General features: G+C 69.6%; 21 protein-coding genes. 11 read left to right on the top strand and 10 right to left on the bottom strand.

From position 1 onward, the window contains the following. Positions 1 to 78: 78 nt before the first annotated feature. The 7 genes from AC3WPZ_RS13255 to AC3WPZ_RS13225 all read left to right on the top strand — a co-directional run bounded on the left by AC3WPZ_RS13255 (position 79) and on the right by AC3WPZ_RS13225 (position 6,308). Entirely contained in the window at positions 79 to 1,296 is a 1,218-nt protein-coding gene (locus tag AC3WPZ_RS13255) for a sensor histidine kinase (RefSeq protein WP_492440001.1), read from the top strand. Continuing rightward, on the top strand, positions 1,293 to 1,976 hold the full coding sequence (locus AC3WPZ_RS13250; RefSeq protein WP_382163426.1) for a response regulator: 684 nt from the start codon (positions 1,293 to 1,295) through the stop codon (positions 1,974 to 1,976). Before AC3WPZ_RS13255 ends, AC3WPZ_RS13250 begins: the two co-directional genes overlap by 4 nt. 145 nt (positions 1,977 to 2,121) lie before the next feature. Further along, positions 2,122 to 3,540 (top strand): CmpA/NrtA family ABC transporter substrate-binding protein, encoded by a 1,419-nt coding sequence (locus AC3WPZ_RS13245; RefSeq protein ID WP_492439999.1) that lies wholly within the window; start codon positions 2,122 to 2,124, stop codon positions 3,538 to 3,540. 2 nt (positions 3,541 to 3,542) lie between these two features. Beyond that, positions 3,543 to 4,406 carry a nitrate ABC transporter permease gene (ntrB, locus tag AC3WPZ_RS13240; protein WP_382163424.1) on the top strand — a complete coding sequence of 288 codons (864 nt, stop codon included), beginning with the start codon at positions 3,543 to 3,545 and terminating at the stop codon, positions 4,404 to 4,406. Next, positions 4,396 to 5,268, top strand: a complete 873-nt coding sequence (locus tag AC3WPZ_RS13235) for an ABC transporter ATP-binding protein (protein WP_492434571.1) — start codon at positions 4,396 to 4,398, stop codon at positions 5,266 to 5,268. The genes ntrB and AC3WPZ_RS13235 overlap by 11 nt, the downstream gene beginning before the upstream one ends. A gap of 129 nt (positions 5,269 to 5,397) precedes the next feature. Beyond that, positions 5,398 to 5,841 (top strand): cyanase, encoded by a 444-nt coding sequence (gene cynS, locus AC3WPZ_RS13230; RefSeq protein WP_492439997.1) that lies wholly within the window; start codon positions 5,398 to 5,400, stop codon positions 5,839 to 5,841. Continuing rightward, positions 5,841 to 6,308: a nuclear transport factor 2 family protein gene (locus AC3WPZ_RS13225; protein ID WP_492439995.1), complete on the top strand. Its 468-nt coding sequence runs from the start codon at positions 5,841 to 5,843 to the stop codon at positions 6,306 to 6,308. The genes cynS and AC3WPZ_RS13225 overlap by 1 nt, the downstream gene beginning before the upstream one ends. 9 nt (positions 6,309 to 6,317) lie before the next feature. Here AC3WPZ_RS13225 and AC3WPZ_RS13220 read toward each other — a convergent pair whose 3' ends face one another. Then, entirely contained in the window at positions 6,318 to 7,190 is an 873-nt protein-coding gene (locus tag AC3WPZ_RS13220; protein ID WP_492439993.1) for a LysR family transcriptional regulator, read from the bottom strand. 103 nt (positions 7,191 to 7,293) lie between these two features. On the opposite strand from AC3WPZ_RS13220, the gene bla reads away from it, so the two are divergent. Next, a complete protein-coding gene (gene bla / locus AC3WPZ_RS13215; RefSeq protein ID WP_492439991.1) occupies positions 7,294 to 8,160 on the top strand; it encodes a class A beta-lactamase in 867 nt (288 codons plus the stop codon). A 10-nt stretch (positions 8,161 to 8,170) separates the two neighbouring features. On the opposite strand, the gene AC3WPZ_RS13210 is transcribed toward bla, so the two are convergent. The 4 genes from AC3WPZ_RS13210 to AC3WPZ_RS13195 form a co-directional block, all read right to left on the bottom strand. Continuing rightward, positions 8,171 to 8,566, bottom strand: a complete 396-nt coding sequence (locus tag AC3WPZ_RS13210) for a type II toxin-antitoxin system VapC family toxin (RefSeq protein WP_382327731.1) — start codon at positions 8,564 to 8,566, stop codon at positions 8,171 to 8,173. Beyond that, on the bottom strand, positions 8,566 to 8,778 hold the full coding sequence (locus tag AC3WPZ_RS13205; RefSeq protein ID WP_382322720.1) for an AbrB/MazE/SpoVT family DNA-binding domain-containing protein: 213 nt from the start codon (positions 8,776 to 8,778) through the stop codon (positions 8,566 to 8,568). The genes AC3WPZ_RS13210 and AC3WPZ_RS13205 overlap by 1 nt, the downstream gene beginning before the upstream one ends. 69 nt (positions 8,779 to 8,847) lie before the next feature. Then, positions 8,848 to 9,717 carry a pirin family protein gene (locus AC3WPZ_RS13200; RefSeq protein ID WP_382322721.1) on the bottom strand — a complete coding sequence of 290 codons (870 nt, stop codon included), beginning with the start codon at positions 9,715 to 9,717 and terminating at the stop codon, positions 8,848 to 8,850. A gap of 19 nt (positions 9,718 to 9,736) precedes the next feature. Further along, positions 9,737 to 10,612, bottom strand: a complete 876-nt coding sequence (locus AC3WPZ_RS13195; protein ID WP_382322722.1) for a pirin family protein — start codon at positions 10,610 to 10,612, stop codon at positions 9,737 to 9,739. Positions 10,613 to 10,699: 87 nt separating this feature from the next. On the opposite strand from AC3WPZ_RS13195, the gene AC3WPZ_RS13190 reads away from it, so the two are divergent. Beyond that, positions 10,700 to 11,605, top strand: a complete 906-nt coding sequence (locus AC3WPZ_RS13190) for a LysR family transcriptional regulator (RefSeq protein WP_382322723.1) — start codon at positions 10,700 to 10,702, stop codon at positions 11,603 to 11,605. Between the two features lie 24 nt (positions 11,606 to 11,629). Further along, a complete protein-coding gene (locus AC3WPZ_RS13185) occupies positions 11,630 to 12,676 on the top strand; it encodes an RNA methyltransferase (protein WP_492439988.1) in 1,047 nt (348 codons plus the stop codon). Between the two features lie 6 nt (positions 12,677 to 12,682). Here the strand turns inward: AC3WPZ_RS13185 and AC3WPZ_RS13180 are convergent, their stop codons facing one another. Further along, positions 12,683 to 13,453, bottom strand: coding sequence for a hypothetical protein (locus AC3WPZ_RS13180; protein ID WP_492439986.1), 771 nt, complete (start codon positions 13,451 to 13,453; stop codon positions 12,683 to 12,685). 102 nt (positions 13,454 to 13,555) lie between these two features. Here AC3WPZ_RS13180 and AC3WPZ_RS13175 point away from each other — a divergent pair, with 102 nt between their 5' ends. Further along, entirely contained in the window at positions 13,556 to 13,957 is a 402-nt protein-coding gene (locus AC3WPZ_RS13175) for a transcriptional regulator (RefSeq protein ID WP_291115161.1), read from the top strand. An 18-nt stretch (positions 13,958 to 13,975) separates the two neighbouring features. On the opposite strand, the gene AC3WPZ_RS13170 is transcribed toward AC3WPZ_RS13175, so the two are convergent. From AC3WPZ_RS13170 to AC3WPZ_RS13155, 4 genes are read right to left on the bottom strand one after another with little or no spacing between them, the layout of a single operon-like run. After that, the gene (locus tag AC3WPZ_RS13170; RefSeq protein ID WP_492439984.1) at positions 13,976 to 15,241 is read right to left on the bottom strand and encodes an FAD-dependent oxidoreductase; all 1,266 of its coding nucleotides are present in this window, start codon (positions 15,239 to 15,241) and stop codon (positions 13,976 to 13,978) included. Continuing rightward, positions 15,238 to 16,389, bottom strand: coding sequence for an acyl-CoA dehydrogenase family protein (locus AC3WPZ_RS13165; RefSeq protein ID WP_492439982.1), 1,152 nt, complete (start codon positions 16,387 to 16,389; stop codon positions 15,238 to 15,240). Before AC3WPZ_RS13165 ends, AC3WPZ_RS13170 begins: the two co-directional genes overlap by 4 nt. Before the next feature lie 45 nt (positions 16,390 to 16,434). Then, a complete protein-coding gene (locus AC3WPZ_RS13160; RefSeq protein WP_492439980.1) occupies positions 16,435 to 17,007 on the bottom strand; it encodes an OsmC family protein in 573 nt (190 codons plus the stop codon). A 37-nt stretch (positions 17,008 to 17,044) separates the two neighbouring features. Next, positions 17,045 to 17,935 carry a sulfurtransferase gene (locus AC3WPZ_RS13155; RefSeq protein ID WP_492439978.1) on the bottom strand — a complete coding sequence of 297 codons (891 nt, stop codon included), beginning with the start codon at positions 17,933 to 17,935 and terminating at the stop codon, positions 17,045 to 17,047. Between the last annotated feature and the right edge of the window lie 99 nt (positions 17,936 to 18,034).

The following is an 18,034-nucleotide window of genomic DNA, read 5'->3' as shown; positions in this document are numbered from 1 at the left end:
GGGTGGGCAAACCAAGCGATTGTCGTGCCTTCTGGCGCCATGCACCGCTTTGGCACATCGATTGCTTGGGTAAGGCCCATGCACCTGGACGCCAACCACCTCGTCAGCCGGCCCGAAGCGCCCGCCACCACCGGCGCCTGGCGCGACCCGCTCGCGCTGCTGCTGGCCTCCACCGGGGAGGGGGTGTTCGGCGTGGACCTCGACGGCCTGTGCGTGTTCATCAACCACGCCGGGGCCCGCATGATCGGCTTCGAGCCGGCCGAGCTGCTGGGCTCCAACATGCACGACCTCACCCACCACTCGCACGCCGATGGTGCGCACTACCCGGTGGAGGACTGCCCGATCTTCAACGCCTTCCGCCAGGGCCTGCCCTGCCGCATCGACAGCGAGGTGTTCTGGCGCCGCGACGGCAGCAGCTTCCCGGTGGAGTACTCCAGCCACCCCATCGTGGACGGCGGCGAGGTGCGCGGCGCGGTCGTCACCTTCGTCGACATCACCGAGCGCAAGCGCGCCGCCGACGCCCTGCGGCGCGCCAAAGACCAGCTGGAAGAGCGTGTAGGTGAGCGCACGCTCGCGCTGGCCACCGCATTGAAGCAGGTGCGTGAACTGGCCGCCCGCTCGGAAACCGTGCGCGAGGACGAGCGCACCCGCATTGCGCGCGAGGTGCACGACGAGCTGGGCAGCCTGCTGGTGGCGCTCAAGATGGACGTGAACTGGATGGACAAGCGCCTGTCCGAGCAGGAGCAGCGCAGCGCCGACGCCGCGCACGACATGCGCGAGCGCATGCGCTGCAAGTGCCAGAACATGAGCCGGCTGATCGAGACCGCGGTGGACAACGTCGGCCGCATCATCACCGACCTGCGCCCCAGCATCCTGGACCACCAGGGCCTGTGGGCCGCGCTGGAGTGGCAGGCGCAGGAATTCGTGCAGTCGGCCGAGCTGGCGCTGGACTGGCACCTGGCCGTGGCCGAGGCCCCCGAGCCGCCCGAGCCCCTGGCCATGGCGGTGTTCCGCATCTTCCAGGAGATGCTCAGCAACGTCGGGCGCCACGCGCACGCCGACCGCCTGGGTGTCCACATCGTCGTGCGGGGGACTGCCTTGCGGCTGACCGTGCAAGACAATGGCGTGGGTGCACCGCCGCAGGCCTTCGAGGCCGCGAATGCCTATGGCGTGATGGGCATGCGCGAGCGGGCGCGCCATTTCGGTGGCGATATTCAAATAGAGAGCGCACCAGGCCAGGGCACCCGCATGTGCCTGACGGTGACGCTGCTCCCGGAGACACAGGCACAGACATGAACACCTCTTTCGACCTGCTGGCCGAGACCATCCGCGTGCTGATCGGCGACGACCACCGCATCGTGCGCGAAGGGCTCAAGCAGATCCTGGCCGACGCGCCCGATGTGCAGGTGGTGGCCGAGGCCCAGACCGGGCCGGACGTGCTGGCGCAGGTGCGCGAGCTCGGCGGCAGCCTGGGGCTGGACCTGGTGCTGCTCGACATCGCCATGCCCGGGCTCGACGGCCTGGACGTGCTGCAGGCCATCAAGCGCGAGCACCCGCGCCTGCCGGTGCTCATGCTCAGCACCTACCCCGAGAAGCAGTACGCGGTGCGCTGCATCCGCCTGGGTGCCTGCGGCTACCTGAACAAGAGCGCCGACCCCGACGACATGCTCGCCGCCGTGCGCAAGGCCGCCGGCGGCGCGGTGTTCGTGAGCCAGGCCACGGCCGAGGCGCTGGCCGCCGCCGTGGGCAGCGCGGGCGCGCAGGGCGGGCCCGAGGCACTCTCGCACCGCGAGTACCAGGTCTACCGCCTGCTCACCCAGGGCCGCACCGTGAGCGAAATTGGTGCACAGCTCGGCCTGGCGCCCAACACCGTGAGCACTTACCGTGCGCGCGTGCTCGAAAAGACCGGCGCGAAGAACGACGTGGAACTCGCGCTCTACGCCGAACGCCACGCGCGCGCGCCCAAAAGCGCCTGAGATCGCCTGAAAGGCCGCGTTTTGTAGGGCTGGCCCTACACCGCGTCGGTCGGCGCGGCACGACTTGCGCCACGCAGCGCGCGGCACCCGGCTTCTGGCCCGGTGCTTGCAAAGAGCCCCTCGTCTTCAACACACGAGGTGCGCCATGTCCGACTTCTTCGATCCCTACAACGCCGATCGTCCGCTCATGATGAAGTGCAGCTGCGGGCGCGAGCACACCGTGGCCGACCACCACGCCGAGGTGGCCGCCGACAGCGCCGCCATCGAACTGCGCCGGCGCAGCGAGACCGCCGAGTTCGAGGCCTACAGCAACGAGTTCATCGAGGCCACCCTGGTCAAGGCGCTGTTCCCGCAGGACGAGGTGCGCCGCCGCTTTCTGCGCGCGGTGGGCAAGGGCACGGCCATGGCCGCCATCGCCAGCGTGCTGCCGGTGACCAGCCTGCAAGCCCTGGCGCAGGAGGCCGGCACCAAGAAAGGCACGCTGGAGAAGACCAACCTCAAGGTCGGCTTCATCCCCATCACCTGCGCCACGCCGCTGATCATGGCCCACCCGCTGGGCTTCTACAGCAAGCAGGGCCTCAACGTCGAAGTCACCAAGACGGCGGGCTGGGCCCTGGTGCGCGACAAGATGATCAACAAGGAGTACGACGCCTCGCACTTCCTCTCGCCCATGCCGCTGGCCATCTCGCTCGGCCTGGGCAGCAACGCCACGCCGATGAACGTGGCCACCATCCAGAACATCAACGGCCAGGCCATCACGCTGAGCCTGAAGCACAAGGACAACCGCGACCCGAAGAACTGGAAGGGCTTCAAGTTCGGCATTCCGTTCGACTACTCGATCCACAACTTCCTGCTGCGCTACTACCTGGCCGAAGCCGGCCTGAACCCCGACACCGACGTGCAGCTGCGCGTGATCCCGCCGGCCGAGATGGTGGCCAACCTGCGCGCGGGCAACATCGACGGCTTCCTCGGCCCCGACCCCTTCAACCAGCGCGCGGTGTTCGACGAGGTCGGTTTCATCCACGTGCTCACCAAGGACCTCTGGAACGGCCACCCCTGCTGCGCCTTCGGCACCAGCACCGAGTTCATCCAGAAGAACCCCAACACCTTCGCCGCGCTCTACCGCGCGGTGCTCACCTCGGCCGCCATGGCGCGCGACCCGAAGAACCGCGAGCTCATCGCCAAGGTGATCGCGCCCAGCCAGTACCTCAACCAGCCCGAGGCCGTGCTCACGCAAGTGCTCACCGGCCGCTTCGCCGACGGCCTGGGCAAGATCCAGACCGTGCCCGACCGCGCCGACTTCGACCCCATGCCCTGGCAGAGCATGGCGGTATGGATGCTCACGCAGATGCAGCGCTGGGGCTACATCAAGGGCGAGGTGAACTACCAGCAGATCGCCGAGAAGGTTTTCCTCATCACCGACGCGCGCAAGCACATGAAGGAACTCGGCCAGCCCTTCGCGGCCGGCCCGGGTTATGCCAAGCACACCATCATGGGCAAGGTGTTCGACCCGGCCAAACCCACCGAGTACCTGAAGAGCTTCGCGATCCAGAAGGCGGCCTGAGCATGAAAGTCGCGAGCCTCAACCTGCGCGCCGCGCTGGTCTCCCTGCTGCTGTTCGCCGTCTTCATCGGCGCCTGGCAGCTCTCCACCAGCGGGCCCAGCATCGGCGGTTCTTCGGCCGGCATGACGGCCGAGGAGATCGAGTACGCCAAGATGATGGGCAAGGACCCCGGCGCGGCCAAGAGCACCGGCTTCCCGCCGCCGATCGAGGTGGCGAAGGCGAGCTGGGCGCAGCTGGCCGACCCGTTCTACGACAAGGGCCCGAACGACAAGGGCATCGGCATCCAGCTCGCGCACTCGCTGGCGCGCGTGGGCCTGGGCTTCGTGCTGGCCATGGCCGTGGCCATCCCGCTGGGCTTTCTCATCGGCATGTCGCCGCTGATGCGCAAGGCCTTCGACCCCTTCGTGCAGGTGCTCAAACCCATCAGCCCGCTGGCCTGGATGCCGCTGGCGCTCTACACGCTCAAGGACTCGGACGTCAGCGGCATCTTCGTCATCTTCATCTGCTCGGTCTGGCCCATGCTGATCAACACCGCCTTCGGCGTGGCCTCGGTCAAGCGCGAGTGGCTCAACGTGGCCAGCACGCTGGAGGTCAACCCGATCCGCAAGGCCTTCCAGGTGATCCTGCCGGCGGCCGCGCCCACCATCCTCACCGGCATGCGCATCAGCATGGGCATCGCCTGGCTGGTCATCGTGGCCGCCGAGATGCTGGTCGGCGGCACCGGCGTGGGCTACTTCGTGTGGAACGAGTGGAACAACCTCTCGCTCACCAACGTGATCTTCGCCGTGCTGCTCATCGGCGTGGTCGGCATGCTGCTCGACCTGATGTTCGCCCAGCTCCAGAAGGCGGTGACCTATGTGGAGTGAGTCCAGCGTGCGCGAAGGCGCGGTGGCCACCCAGCCCGCCGCACCGGCCCCAACGAAAGCCCCCAAGATGACCGGTTTCCTCCAGGTTGAAAAACTCGCCAAGGCCTACCAGGCCGACAAGCCGGTGTTCGCCGACGTGTCCTTCGCCATCGACAAGGGCGAGTTCGTCTGCATCATCGGCCACAGCGGCTGCGGCAAGACCACCATCCTCAACGTGCTCGCGGGCCTGGACACCGCGAGCTCGGGCCACTGCTTCATGGACGGCCGCGAGATCGCCGGCCCCAGCCTGGAGCGCGGCGTGGTGTTCCAGAGCCACGCGCTCATGCCCTGGCTCACGGTGCGGCAGAACATCGCGTTCGCGGTGAAGTCGCGCTGGCCCGACATGCCGCGCGCCGACCTCAACGCCCACGTCGAAAAGTTCGTCGCGCTCGTGGGCCTGAGCCCGGCCATCGACAAGAAGCCCAGCCAGCTCTCGGGCGGCATGAAGCAGCGCGTGGGCATCGCGCGCGCCTTCGCCATCCAGCCCAAGATGCTGCTGCTCGACGAGCCCTTCGGCGCGCTGGACGCGCTCACGCGCGGCACCATCCAGGACGAGCTCATGGGCATCGTGCGCGAGACGCGGCAGACCGTCTTCATGATCACGCACGACGTGGACGAGGCCATCCTGCTGGCCGACCGCATCCTGCTCATGAGCAACGGCAGCGAAGGCGCCAACGGCTACGTGCCCGGCGGCATGGCCGAGGTGGTGGTCAACCCGCTGCCGCGCAGCCGCACGCGCGCGCAGCTGCACCACCTGGATGGTTATTACGACCTGCGCAACCACATCGTGGATTTCTTGGTCTCGCGTGCGCGAGCCCATTGAACCCCCCGCGTCGCCTTCGGCGCCTCCCCCTCAGAGAGGGGGGCGACACCTGGGGCCGGCGGAGCCGGACCCGCGGTGTCCCTGGATCGACCCCTTTCACTCAACCGTTTCATCAACAAGAGGCAACACATGAACCGACTCGACGTCACCGAAAAGATCATTTCCACCAAGGTGTCCAAAGGCATCAGCTGGGCCGACGTGGCCAAGAAGGTGGGCCAGTCCAAGGAATGGACCACGGCGCTGTGCCTGGGCCAGATGACCGCCTCGCCCGCCCAGGCCAAGGTGGTGGGCAAGATCTTCGGGCTCTCCGTGGAAGAGCAGAAGTGGCTGCAGGTCGTGCCCTACAAGGGCTCGCTGCCCACGCCCGTGCCGACCGATCCGCTGATCTACCGCTGGTACGAGATCGTCAGCGTCTACGGCACCACCATCAAGGAGCTGATCCACGAGGAGTTCGGCGACGGCATCATGAGCGCGATCGACTTCAGCATGGACATCAAGCGCCAGGCCGATCCGAAGGGCGACCGTGTGAACGTGGTGCTCTCGGGCAAGTTCCTCCCGTACAAGCAGTACTGATGGAACCGCGCCCGCCGCTGCCGCCGTTCACGCGCGGGTCGGCCACCGAGAAGGTGCGTCTGGCCGAGGACGCGTGGAATTCGCGCGACCCCGACCGCGTCGTCAAGGTCTACACCGAGGACACGCGCTGGCGCAACCGCGCCGAGTTCCCGGTGGGCCGCGACGCGGTGCACGCCTTCCTGGTGCGCAAGTGGGCGAAGGAGCTGGACTACCGGCTCATCAAGGAGCTGTGGGCCTTCGAGGCGAACCGCATCGCGGTGCGCTTCGTCTACGAATGGCGCGACGACTCGGGCCACTGGTTCCGCTCGCACGGCAACGAGAACTGGCAGTTCAACGACCTGGGCTACATGGAACAGCGCCACGCCAGCATCAACGACCGGCCGATCCACGAGAGCGAGCGGCTGTTCCACTGGCCGCTCGGCCGGCGGCCCGACGACCACCCGGGGCTGAGCGCGCTCGGGCTGTGAGCGCGGCCCTCAGGCCGCGGGTGTTCCGGGGGCCTGCAGCTCCAGCCAGTCCTGGAAGGCCTTCATGGCCGCGCTCTTGCGCCGCGTCTTCAGGCGCGTGAGCCAGTAGCCGCCCACGTCCACCTCGGCCTCGAACAGGCGCACCAGCCGCCCGCTCTGCAGGTCGCGGGTGAACAGCGACACCGGCAGCAGGGCCACGCCCGCGCCCTGGGCGGCGGCATCGGCCAGCACCAGCGAAGAGTCGAACATCGGCCCGGTGAGCAGCGGCGCGCGCCCGCCCACTGCCTCGAACCACTGCGCCCACTCGTCCGAGCGGTAGGAGCGCAGCAGCGTCTCGCGCCCCAGGTCGGCCACCGCGCGGATGCGGTGCGCCAGGGCCGGCGCGCCCACCGGCGCCAGCGGCGCGGCCAGCAGGTGCCGCGTCTGCAGGCCGGGCCACTGGCCGTCGCCGAAGCGGATCGCGCAGTCCAGGCCCTCGGCCGCGAGGTCGATACGGTTGTTGTGCGTGAACAGCCGCAGCTCCACGAAGGGGTGGCGCGCCTGGAAGTCGCGCAGGCGCGGCAGCAGCCAGCCCACCGCGAAGGTGCCCACCGCACCCACCGACAGCACCTCGCGCTTGTGCGCGCCCTTGAAGCTCTCCAGCGTGGCCGAGACGCGCGCGAACGCGTCCACCAGCGTGGGCAACAGGGTCATGCCCTCGTCGGTCAGCGCCAGGCCGCGTGGCACGCGCCGGAACAGCGGCTTGCCCAGGCGCTGCTCCAGGTTCTTCACATGCTGGCTCACGGCGGTCTGCGTGAGGTTGAGTTCCTGCGCGGCGCGCGTGAAACTCAGGTGCCGCGCCGACACCTCGAAGGCGCGCAGGGCGTTGAGTGGCAGGTCCATCGCTTTAATCCCCAAGTTTTTCCGTGGTGTGGCCTCGATTATTCCCGTTTGAACGGGTTGGTCGTCCTGCCTACGATGCAGGCCTGATTCACGAGGAACCACCATGACCGACCGACGCACCTTCTGCCTGGCCTCCAGTGCCACCCTGCTGGGCCTGATCCACGGAAATACTTGGGCCGACACCGGTGCGCTGCAGGACGCCCTGCGCGACATCGAGGCCACCGCTCGGGGCCGCTTGGGCGTGCACCTCATCGACACCGCCACCGGGCGCGAACACGGCTGGCGCGCGGACGAGCGCTTTCTGATGCTCAGTTCGTTCAAGCTGCTGGCCAGCGCGCTGGTGCTGGACCGGGCGGACCGGGGCGAAGAGTCGCTGGAGCGGCGCATCCGTTACCGCCGGCAGGACCTCGTGTCGTGGTCGCCCGTGACCGAGCGCCACGTGGGCGGCGAGGGCCTGAGCCTGGCGCAGCTGTGCGAAGCCACCATCACCACCAGCGACAACACCGCCGCCAACCTCATCCTGACCAGCTACGGCGGCCCGGCCGCGCTCACCGCCTACGCGCGCCGGCTCGGCGACCGCGTGACCCGGCTGGACCGCACCGAGCCCGAGCTGAACCGCCGAGCCGCGAGTGGAGAGCCCTGGGACACCACCACGCCGCGCGCCATGGCGCACACGCTGCGCGCGCTGCTGGTGGGCGACGCGCTGGCGCCGGCCTCGCGCGCGCGGCTGCTGCAATGGCTGCTGGCCAACACCACCGGCGGCAAGCGCCTGCGGGCCGGGCTGCCGGCGGGCTGGCAAGTGGGTGAAAAAACCGGCACCGCCGGCGACGACGCCAACGACATCGGCATCGCCTTCCCGCCACAGCGCGCGCCGGTGATCGTGACCGCCTACCTCGCCGAGAGCGCCACCGACGGCGCGACGCGGGAGGCGGCGCTGGCGGGTGTGGGGCGGTTGCTGGCGCGGCTTTGACGACGCAGGGTCAGTGGGGCTGTGACTTTGGAAACAGCACCACGCCGGGGAGACCTTCAAAGTGGGCATCGCAGGTGAGCAACTCAGCCCGTTGTTGCACGGCGGTGGCATACACGATGGCGTCGGCTGTGGCCAGCTTGTGCTGCCGATGCAGATCGGCGGCCAGCAGGGCGGTGGCGGTGTCCAAGGGCATCACCTGGCATTTCATGGTGTAGGCCACCACCTGATCGGCCTGCGACTCGCCGAGTTCGCGCCACAACCATTTGGACAACTCCAGTTGCACGATGGTGGGCACGATACACAAATCTTTGACCGGGATTTCCTTCTCCAGCTTCTTGCCGATCGGCGAGGCAACCAACCACTCGATCCAGGCGGAGGTGTCGATCACCCGCAAGGGCGCGGCCATCAGTAGCGGTCCTTGCGGTCGCGGTAGCCATCTTTGCGAGCGCCCTTGGCGATGCCCGCGAGTTCCTGAAGCTCAGGCACGGGCATGACCAGCACACCCTTGTTCTTGGGGATGAACACGAACTCCTGACCGGCTTCCCAATGCAACTCGTCTCGAACGGCCTTGGGAATGGAAATCTGGAACTTGCTGGAAAGCGTGGCGGTGGCAGACATGTCTGGCTCCTGGTGTATCGATCTTAATTTGGTAAGAATACACCAGATGCCCTTCTGCCGTGGACCCGGCTAGCCCGGCAGCGGAATCCACTCCTGGTTGTCCTCCGGCGGCAGCGGGATGCGGCCGGCGGCCCAGTCGGCCTTGGCCTGCTCGATGCGTTCCTTGCGCGAGGACACGAAGTTCCAGAAGATGTGGCGCTCGCCCAGCGGTTCGCCGCCGAAGATCATCAGCGTGCTCTTGGTGTGCGCGGTGATCACGGCGTCGCTGTCGTCGCCGAACACCAGCAGCTGGCCGGGCACGTAGGTCTGACCGCCGTACTCGACTTCACCGCGCGCCACGTAGGCCGCCTGTTCGCGGTGGCCGCCCGGCAGGGCCAGGCGCGCGCCGGGCTGCCACTCGGTGTGCAGGTAGAACAGCGGCGAGTGCGTGCGCACCGGGCTTTTCATGCCGTAGGCCTCGCCCGCGATCAGGCGCATCCACACACCCCCCTCGTCGCGCACCGGCAGGTCGGCGGCAGGGTAGTGGGTGAAGGCCGGTTCGGTTTCTTCATCGGCCTCGGGCAGCGCCACCCACAGCTGCATGAGCTCGAGCCCGCCGCCGGCGAAGGAGTCCGGGTGCTTGAAGCGCTCGGAATGCGAGATGCCGCGCCCGGCCGTCATCCAGTTCACGTCGCCCGGGTTGATGAGCTGGTGCACGCCCAGGCTGTCCTGGTGCGAGACCTGGCCGCTGAGCAGGTAGCTCACGGTGGACAGGCCGATGTGCGGGTGCGGCCGCACATCGGCGGCGCGCGTGTCCTCGGCCGCCAGCGTCACCGGCCCGGCGTGGTCCACGAAGATCCACGGGCCGACCATGCGGCGCTTCGCGTAGGGCAGCACGCGCCGCACCTTCAGGCCGTGGCCCAGGTCGGCCTCGCGGGCGGTGATCACCATTTCAAGCATCTCTTTTCCTTTCGTGGGTTCAGGCCGTGGCGCCAGCGATGCGGCCCATCTTGCCGCTCTGGAAGTCGGCAAAGGCCTGGTGGATCTCGGCCTCGCTGTTCATCACGAACGGACCATACCCCACGATGGGCTCGTCGATCGGTTCGCCCGCCAGCCAGAGCACGGTGGCGTCTTCCAGCACCTCGAAGCTCACGTCCTGCCCGTCGCGCGAATGCACGGCCATCTGCGCGGCGCTCACTTCCTTGCCGTCGGCCAGGCGCAGCCGGCCGCGCAGCACGAAGGGCGCGGTGGTGTGGCCTTCGGCCGCCGGCAGCGTCACGGTGTGGCCGGCCTTCAGCCGCAGGTCCCAGACCTGCATGGGCGTGAAGGTGCGGGCCGGGCCTTGCGTGCCCAGCAGTTCGCCCGCGATCACGCGCGCCGTGCCGGCCCCATCGGGCAGGTCGATCTGCGGAATCTGATCGCGCGTGATGCCCTGGTAACCCGGCGCGGCCATCTTGTCGCGCGCGGGCAGGTTCACCCAGAGTTGCACCATCTCGAACGGGCCGCCCTGTTTCGCGAAGTGCTCGCCGTGGTACTCCTCGTGCACGATGCCCGAGGCGGCCGTCATCCACTGCACCTCGCCGGGGCCGATGGTGCCGCCGCCGCCGCTGGAATCGCTGTGCGAGACCTCACCGTCGTAGACGATGGTCACGGTCTCGAAGCCGCGGTGCGGGTGCTGGCCCACGCCCCGGCGCTTCGTGGTGGGCTCGAATTTCGTCGGGCCGCCGTAGTCCAGCAGCAGGAAGGGCGAGAAGCGCTCCGCCGCGCCGTTGTACGAAAAGATGCTGCGCACCGGAAAGCCGTCGCCGACCCAGTGGCCGCCGGCGCTGCGTTGGATGAAAGAAACGGTTTTCATGGGGGTGTTCTCCTGTATGAAAGAGCACTGTACCGGGCTGGCGTTCCCTTGATAAGCCGGTAAGATCACAAATCATTTTTCAATGAGATGAACAATCAACACCCCGACCTGAACGACACCCTGGTGTTCGTGCGCGTGGCCCAGGCCGGCGGTTTCAGCGCCGCCGCGCGGCTCATGGGCATGCCCACGTCCACGCTGAGCGTGCGCGTGTCGCGGCTGGAACAGCGCCTGGGCGTCACGCTGCTGCAGCGCACCACGCGCCGGCTGCGCCTGACCGAGGCCGGCCAGGCCTACCTGCGCCAGGCCGCGCGCGGGCTGGACGAGATCCTGCAGGCCGAAGCCCAGCTCGACGCCGGCAAACACGAGGCCCAGGGCCTGCTGCGCATCACGCTGCCGATCGACATGGGCGACGAGCAGCTGCTGGGCATCCTGAGCGGCTACCGCGCGCGCCACCCCGGCGTGGCGGTGGAGCTGGTGTTTTCCGACGCCCGGCTCGATCTGGTGGAGCAGGGGCTGGACCTGGCGCTGCGCGCGGGCGAGCTGGCCGACTCCAGCCTGGTGGCGCGCCAGATCGGCCAGGCGCGCTGGGCGCCCTTCGCCCACCCCGACTACCTGGCGCGCGCGCCCGCCTTGCGCCAACCCAAAGACCTCGCGCAGCACGCCGCCCTGTGCTTCAGCCCGCTCGGGCGCGACAGCTGGACGCTTTCGCGCGGCAAGGCCCGGGTGCAGGTGCCGCTGCGCAGCGCCTTCGCCGCCAACGACATGCGGCTGATCCGCCGCCTCGCGCTCGACGCCCAGGGCGTGGCCCTGTTGCCGGACTACGTGTGCCGGCGCGAGGTCGACCACGGCCAGCTGGTGCCGCTGCTGCCGGGCTGGCACGCGCGCACCGACCCTATCCACCTCGTCTACCCGGGCCAGCGCTTCGTGCCGGCCAAGCTGCGCCACTTCATCGACGAAGCCGGGCCGGCCCTGGCCGCGCTGTTCGACCGCTGAGCCCGGCGCTAAGCTTCTCGTCCCATGCGCATCGAAGACCTCCGCCAACGCCTGCGCGCGCTCGGCGCCAACCCCCGCCACGAGCAGCGCGTGCTGCGCCTGTGGTCGCAGGCCCTGCCGCAGGACGCGGGCCGGCGCCAGGTCGAGCACTTCCTGCCCGCCACGCTGGTGGCGGCCTTGCCGGCGCTGGCCGAGGAGCTCGCGGGCCTGGCGGTGCTGCGCTCCGAACACCCGGGCGAGGACGGTTCGGCGCGCCTGCTGGTGGCGCTGGCCGACGGCCAGACCGTGGAGAGCGTGCTGCTGCCGCGCGACGGCCTGTGCGTGTCCACTCAGGTGGGTTGCGCGGTGGGCTGCGTGTTCTGCATGACGGGCCAGGGCGGCCTGGTGCGCCAGGTCGGCAGCGCCGAGATCGTGGCGCAGGTGGCGCTGGCGCGCACGCGCCGCGTGGTGAAGAAGGTGGTGTTCATGGGCATGGGCGAGCCCGCTCACAACCTGGACAACGTGCTCGAAGCCATCGACCTGCTGGGCACCGTGGGCAACATCGGCCACAAGAACCTGGTGTTCTCCACCGTGGGCGACCCGCGCGTGTTCGAGGCCTTGCCGCAGGGCCGGGTGAAGCCCGCGCTGGCGCTCTCGCTGCACACCACCAAGGCCGATCTGCGCGAGCAGCTGCTGCCGCGCGCGCCTCGCCTCGCGCCCGAGGCACTGGTGGACGCGGGCGAGCGCTACGCGCGCGCCACCGGCTACCCCATTCAATACCAGTGGACGCTGCTCGAAGGCATCAACGACGGCGACGACGAGATCGAGGGCATCGTGCGGCTGTTGCACGGCAAGTACGCCATCCTCAACATGATCCCGTACAACACGGTGGACGACCTGCCGTACCGGCGCCCGAGCTGGGCCCAGGCGGCCGAGATCGCGCGCCGCCTGCACCGGCGCGGCATCCTCACCAAGCTGCGGCAGTCGGCCGGGCAGGATGTGGAAGGCGGCTGCGGCCAGCTGCGCGCGCGGGCGGAAAAACCCGCGCGCCGCACGATCCCGCTGCGCGCGCAAGGCACCCCCAGCGCCTGAGGGCGGTCAGGGCTGTCCGGGGCCCTGACCCGGCGGCGGCGTGAACACCACCTGCACGCCAAAACCGCGCCGCGCGGTGGCGAAGCGGCGCACGTGGTGGCGCCAGGCCAGGCCGTGTCGGTCCTCTTCGCAGTGCTCCAGGTAGGGCGGGCGGGTGTCGTCGTCGAACAGCATGGCATGGGGCAGGCGCGCCAGACATTCCAGCGCTTCCAGGCGGCCGTCGGTGAGGGCGATCACCCCGCCGCCATCGAACTGGTGGAAGAGCGGGGCGCCGTGGCACGCGCTGGCGCGCACGAAGGCGTGGACCTCCTCGTGGCGGGCGGTGGGGATGAGCAACGGGCTCAGCCGCACCAGATCGCTCGTGCCGAAGTCGCGCTGGCCGCGGCCGCCCGGCCGGGGCCGGCCGAAGAACACCTGGCGCAGCCGTTCGCGGGCGGGGTCGTGCGCGGCCACGGCGATGAAGTGGTGCGTGAAACGCGCGTCGTCGGTGCCTGCCGTCAGCGCGTCGTTGCGGTTCAGCAGCTGCCAGACCAGCAGCGCCAGCAGCACCTCGATCTGCTGCTCTCCCTGGGTCAATGCCAGGCGGTGCACGGGCCGCTCCAGCCGCAGCGAGTGCGGGTCCATCGCTTCGTGCGCCATGAGGGTGTCCTGGATCGCCCGGCGCTGCCGGTCATGAAAGCCCTGCCCGCCGCGCAGGCAGATCGCTTCCTGGCCAAACCACCAGCGCAGCAGGGCCGTGGTGGTGGGGGTGAGGCGGGGTGCCACAGCCTGGGTCATCTTTGTCCTCCTTGAGACAATGTGAACAAATCAATCAATATGTGAGTTCAAAACTCAAATGAATATTAATCGCGCGAGCGGCCGAAAACTAGCGTTCGGTGCATGAATCAGAAGCTCGAATTCGCTCAACGGCTGCGCGAAGCCATGCTGGCGGTGGGTCTGCAGCCCCGGCCCGGCGTGCTGCACAACCTGTTCAATGCCCGCTATTGGGGGACCTCGGTGTCCTTTCAGGCGGTGTCGTGCTGGCTCAAGGGCCAAGCCATTCCCGCGCAGGACAAGCTGCAGCTGCTGGCCGAGATCCTGAAGGTGGAGCCCGAGGTGTTGCGCTACGGCCCGGATGTGCGCCGCCGCGTGCAGGAGAAGCGCAAGCGCTGGGACGAGGCCCTGAGCTTCGAGGAGCGCGAGATGTTCGACGCCTACCTCAACCTGCCGGTGGGGCAGCGCAAGGTGGTGCGCGAGGTGATCCTCGCCTTCGCGCTGGCGCACGAGAAGACCCAGGGCTGAGCGCGCGCGCCGCTCAGCTCAGTGCAGCGTGAGCGGGTGCGAGGTGGTCTTGACCCGCACCACCGCCGCGCGCGGTGCGTATGGCGCGCGGGCCGTGCCGCAGAGCTCGGCCGCGATGGCCCGGGCCTGGCGCGCGATCGGTTCGATGAAGCGGCTCGGCTGCCCGTTCACCGCGATGCAGTCGCCCAGGGCGTGGATGCGGTCGTCGCTGGTGCGCAGCGTGGCGGCGTCCACCGCGATGCCCTGGTCCCACGCAAGCCCGGCGCTGCGCGCCAGCCGGGTCGGCGTCTGCAGGCCGGCGGCGGCGATCACCTGGTCGGCCGCGAAGCGCTGGCCGCAGGCGGTGGTGAGCCGGTAGCGGCCGGCCACCGGCTCCAGCCGCGCCACCTGCACGCCCCCCACGAAACGGATGGCCAGGTCTTTCCAGGCATCGAGCAGCGGCGCGCCCGCCTGCTCGGCGGGCCAGCGCGCCAGCGGTGCGGCCTGCACGTCCAGCAGGGTGATGCGGTGGCCGCCGAGCGCGAGGTCGTTGGCGAGTTCGCTGCCGATCAGGCCGGCGCCGACGATGGCCACGTCCTTCGTTGAATTCCCCAGCGCGGCGCGCAGCCGCCGGTAGGCGTCGAGGTGGTTGATGCGCCAGCACAGCGCGGCGGGCAGGGCCGGCGGCAGCGCGGCCTGGGCGCCATGCGCCAGCACGAGGTGGTCGTAGCGGAGCACGCCGCGCGTGGTGCGCAGCGTGCGCGTGTCGGGGCAGATGCGCACGGCCTGGGTGTGGGCGAGCAGGCGCAGGTTCAGGCGCGCGGCCGCCGCGGGGCCGCTTTCCTTGGCGAGGGTGTCGGGCGCGAGCCCGCGCGCCAGCGAGACGGACAGCAGCGGCTTGTCGTACAGGTCGCCCGCGCACTGGCTCACCAGGGTGATCGGTCGCTTCGCGTCGAGCGCGCGCAGCGCCTCGGCCATCTGCCAGCCGGCGCGGCCCGCGCCCACGATCACCACGCCGGCCGCGCCACCGCGCGCGGCCACCGGCGCGCTGCGGGGCAGGGCGGCGCGCAAGGCCTCCAGAGAGGGCGGCGTGTAAGGCCGGAAGTCGGCCTTGGTCACGCCGCACAGCGGGCAGGCCCAGTCGTCGGGGATGTCGGCGTAGCGCGTGCCGGGCGGCAGGTCGCCGTCGGGGTCGCCGTCGGCTTCGTTGTAGAGGTAGCCGCAGGCGTCGCAGAGGTAGGTCTGGTAGGGCGCGAGCGCCTGCATGGCCGCCGCGACCGGGGACAAGGAGGGGGCGGTGTTCATGACGGCATCACCTCGGCGGACAGGCGCGCGATTTCCTTGCGCAGGTGCTTGATGGCGGGCGTGACGATGGCCACGAAGTGCGATTCGCGCACGCGGCGCTGCACGTCCGAACTCATGAGGTAACCGCGCGCGCCCTGGTGCAGCAGGGCCGACTGCGCGGCGCGCAGGCTCAGCTCGGCGCCGTGGGCGCGCGCGTCGAGCACGTCGATGAAGAAGTCCACGCTGTCGTTGAACGGCGTGTCGGCGAGTGCCATCACGCGCGCGGTCAGCGCGTCCAGCTCGGCCTGCAAAGCGTCGGGCCGGTCTTCGAGAAACTGGTTCACGTGGCCCAGCTGCGCCTCCACCGCCCACATGCTGTCGATCGCGCCCTGCGCCACGCCCACCGCCATGCCGCACTGGAGCAGCACGAAGGCCGCGCGGATGCGCGCGATGAAGGGTTTGGCCGGTTCGGCCATGCGCTCGTTCGCGCCGATGAACACGTCCTTCAGGCGCAGCGCGTAGGTGCCGGTGCCTTCCATGGCCGAGAAGCTCGGGCAGTCGCGCAGCTCCACGCCGGGCGCGTCGCAGCGCAGCAGGAACATCAGCTCGTGGCCCAGTGGCTCGCCCTGCGCATCCACCACCGCCGCGAGCGCGCCGCAGGCGTGGCCCGGGCCGAGGTTGCTGACCCAGGGCAGGGTGCCGCTGACCAGGTGGCCCCCCTCGACCGGCGTGGCCTTGAGCAGCAGGCTCTCGATCTGCGCATAACTTTTCATGGGGTTGGACATGGCGGTGCCGCCCAGGGCCTCGCCGCTGGCCAGCGCCCGCAGCGCCGCGCCGCCCAGCGCCGGGTTGCCGCTGGCCTGCATGTACAGGCCGCAGACCAGCTGGCACCAGACCATGAAGCCGGTGGCGCCGCAGACGCGCGAGACCTCGGCCATGGCGCGGATCGCCAGGCCGTAGTCGGCGCGCCCGGCCGGTGCGTCCAGGTGGGCCCCCAGCGCGCCGAGCGCGCCCAGCTGCTGCAGCACCTCGCGCGGGTAGTGGCCTTCGCGGTCGATGGCTTCCACCACCGCGGCCAGCGGGCCTTGCGCCACGGTGCGCACCGCGGCCAGCAGCGCGTCGGCCGTTGTTTCGTGGGTCAGTTCGCGGGGCAGGTCGTTCGGGTTCATGCGCGGTCCAGGAGGTTGAAGGGGCAGGCAGGCAGGCGGCGGCGCTCAGGCCAGGTCGACCGTCATCGGGATCGGGTTGCGCATCGTGTTGGCCACGGGCGAATAGAAGTTGGCGTGTTGCACGATCTCGTCGAGCACCTCGCGCGGGGCGTCGCCTTCCACCAGCACCTTCACGCGGATGGCCTGGAAGCCCATCTCGGGCGGCGTCTTCTCCAGCGCGCCGCCAGCGCCCCAGGCGGCGGGGTTGCCGATGTCGCCCTCGAGGAAGACTTCCAGCCGGCTGAGCTTCACGCCCTTCCAGGTCGCCACCGCGGTGATGCCCACCGCCAGGCAGCCGCCCAGGCCCGAGAGCACGATTTCGCCGGGGGCCGGCGCGGTGTCCTGGCCGAACAGGTGCAGCGGCTCGTCCACCACCACCGGCGCGTGCTGGCCCACGGTGGAGAGCGAGCGGTACTGGCCCTCCATCACGGTGTGGACCTTGTTGGTGCCGCGGCTGGCCGGGTTGGCCTTGCCCTTGGCGGCGAAGGCGGCGAGGCCGGCGCCGTCGATCGGGCGCAGCCACGCCTTCACGGTGGTGCTGGCGGGGGCGGTGGGTTCAAGGGTGTCGGTGGCGGACATGGGGTCTCCAGGGTTGAAAAAACGGGAAGGGTTGAGATCAGGCGGCGAGCGCCAGGCTGGGTTTCTTGCTCGACTTCGCCACCGGCAGGCCGGTCTCGATCGGCAGGCTCTCGTCGCGCGACCACTCGTTCCACGAGCCGAAGTACATGCGCACGTCGCTGAAGCCGGCCTGTTTGAGGGCGAGGAAGGTGTTGGACGCGCGCGCGCCCTTGAAGCAGTAGAGGTAGACGGTGTCGTCGGGCGCGATGCCGGCGGTGGCGCACTCGGCCTTCACCTCGTCGGGCGTCTTGAACACCGGGCCCTGGGCGGACGGCTTCATGAAGCGGTACCACTCGACCCACTTGGCGCCGGGCAGGCGGCCCTTGCGCGGCGCGAAGTCCTTGCCGTAGGGCGAGGAGCTGTCGCCGATCCACTCGTCCACGTCGCGCACGTCGAGCAGCACGGTGTCGGTGCCCAGCGCGGCCTGCACGTCGGCCTGGGTGAGCATCACGTCGCTGCCCGCCAGCTCGGGGAAGGTGGCCGGCGTGGGCGTGGCGGCCTCGGTGGAGACCGGCAGGCCCGAGGCCTTCCAGGCGCTGAAGCCGCCGTTGAGCACCTTGATCCTGGGGTAGCCCAGCCAGGTCAGCAGGTAGTAGCCGCGGCAGGACTGGCCGTAGCCGCTGTTCATCGCGTCTTCGTAGAACACGGCGGTCTCTTCGCCCGAGAGGCCGGCGGCGCCCAGCGCGGCGGCGAAGGTGGCCTTGAGGGCTTGCAGGCCTTCGGGCGTGGAGGTGGCGAGGTAGGTGAAGACCTCGCGCAGGTTCACCGCACCGGGGATGTGGCCGGCGGCGAAGGTCTCGGCGTCGCGGGTGTCGATGACCACCACGGGTTCGGACGACTGCAGGGCCTGCAACTGGGCGGGGGCGATCAGGATGGCGTCGATGCTCATGGAAACCTCACGAAAAAGCGGCCGGCGGGATTGCCTGCGGTGCCTTCTCGCAACCCGCGTGCCAGCCTCGTGAAGTTGCCTGAAATGGCTTTCAAGTCA

The organism is Hydrogenophaga sp. FW305-3-2-15-A-LB1 (assembly GCF_058787875.1).
This window is presented reverse-complemented; position numbering and strand designations above follow the sequence as displayed.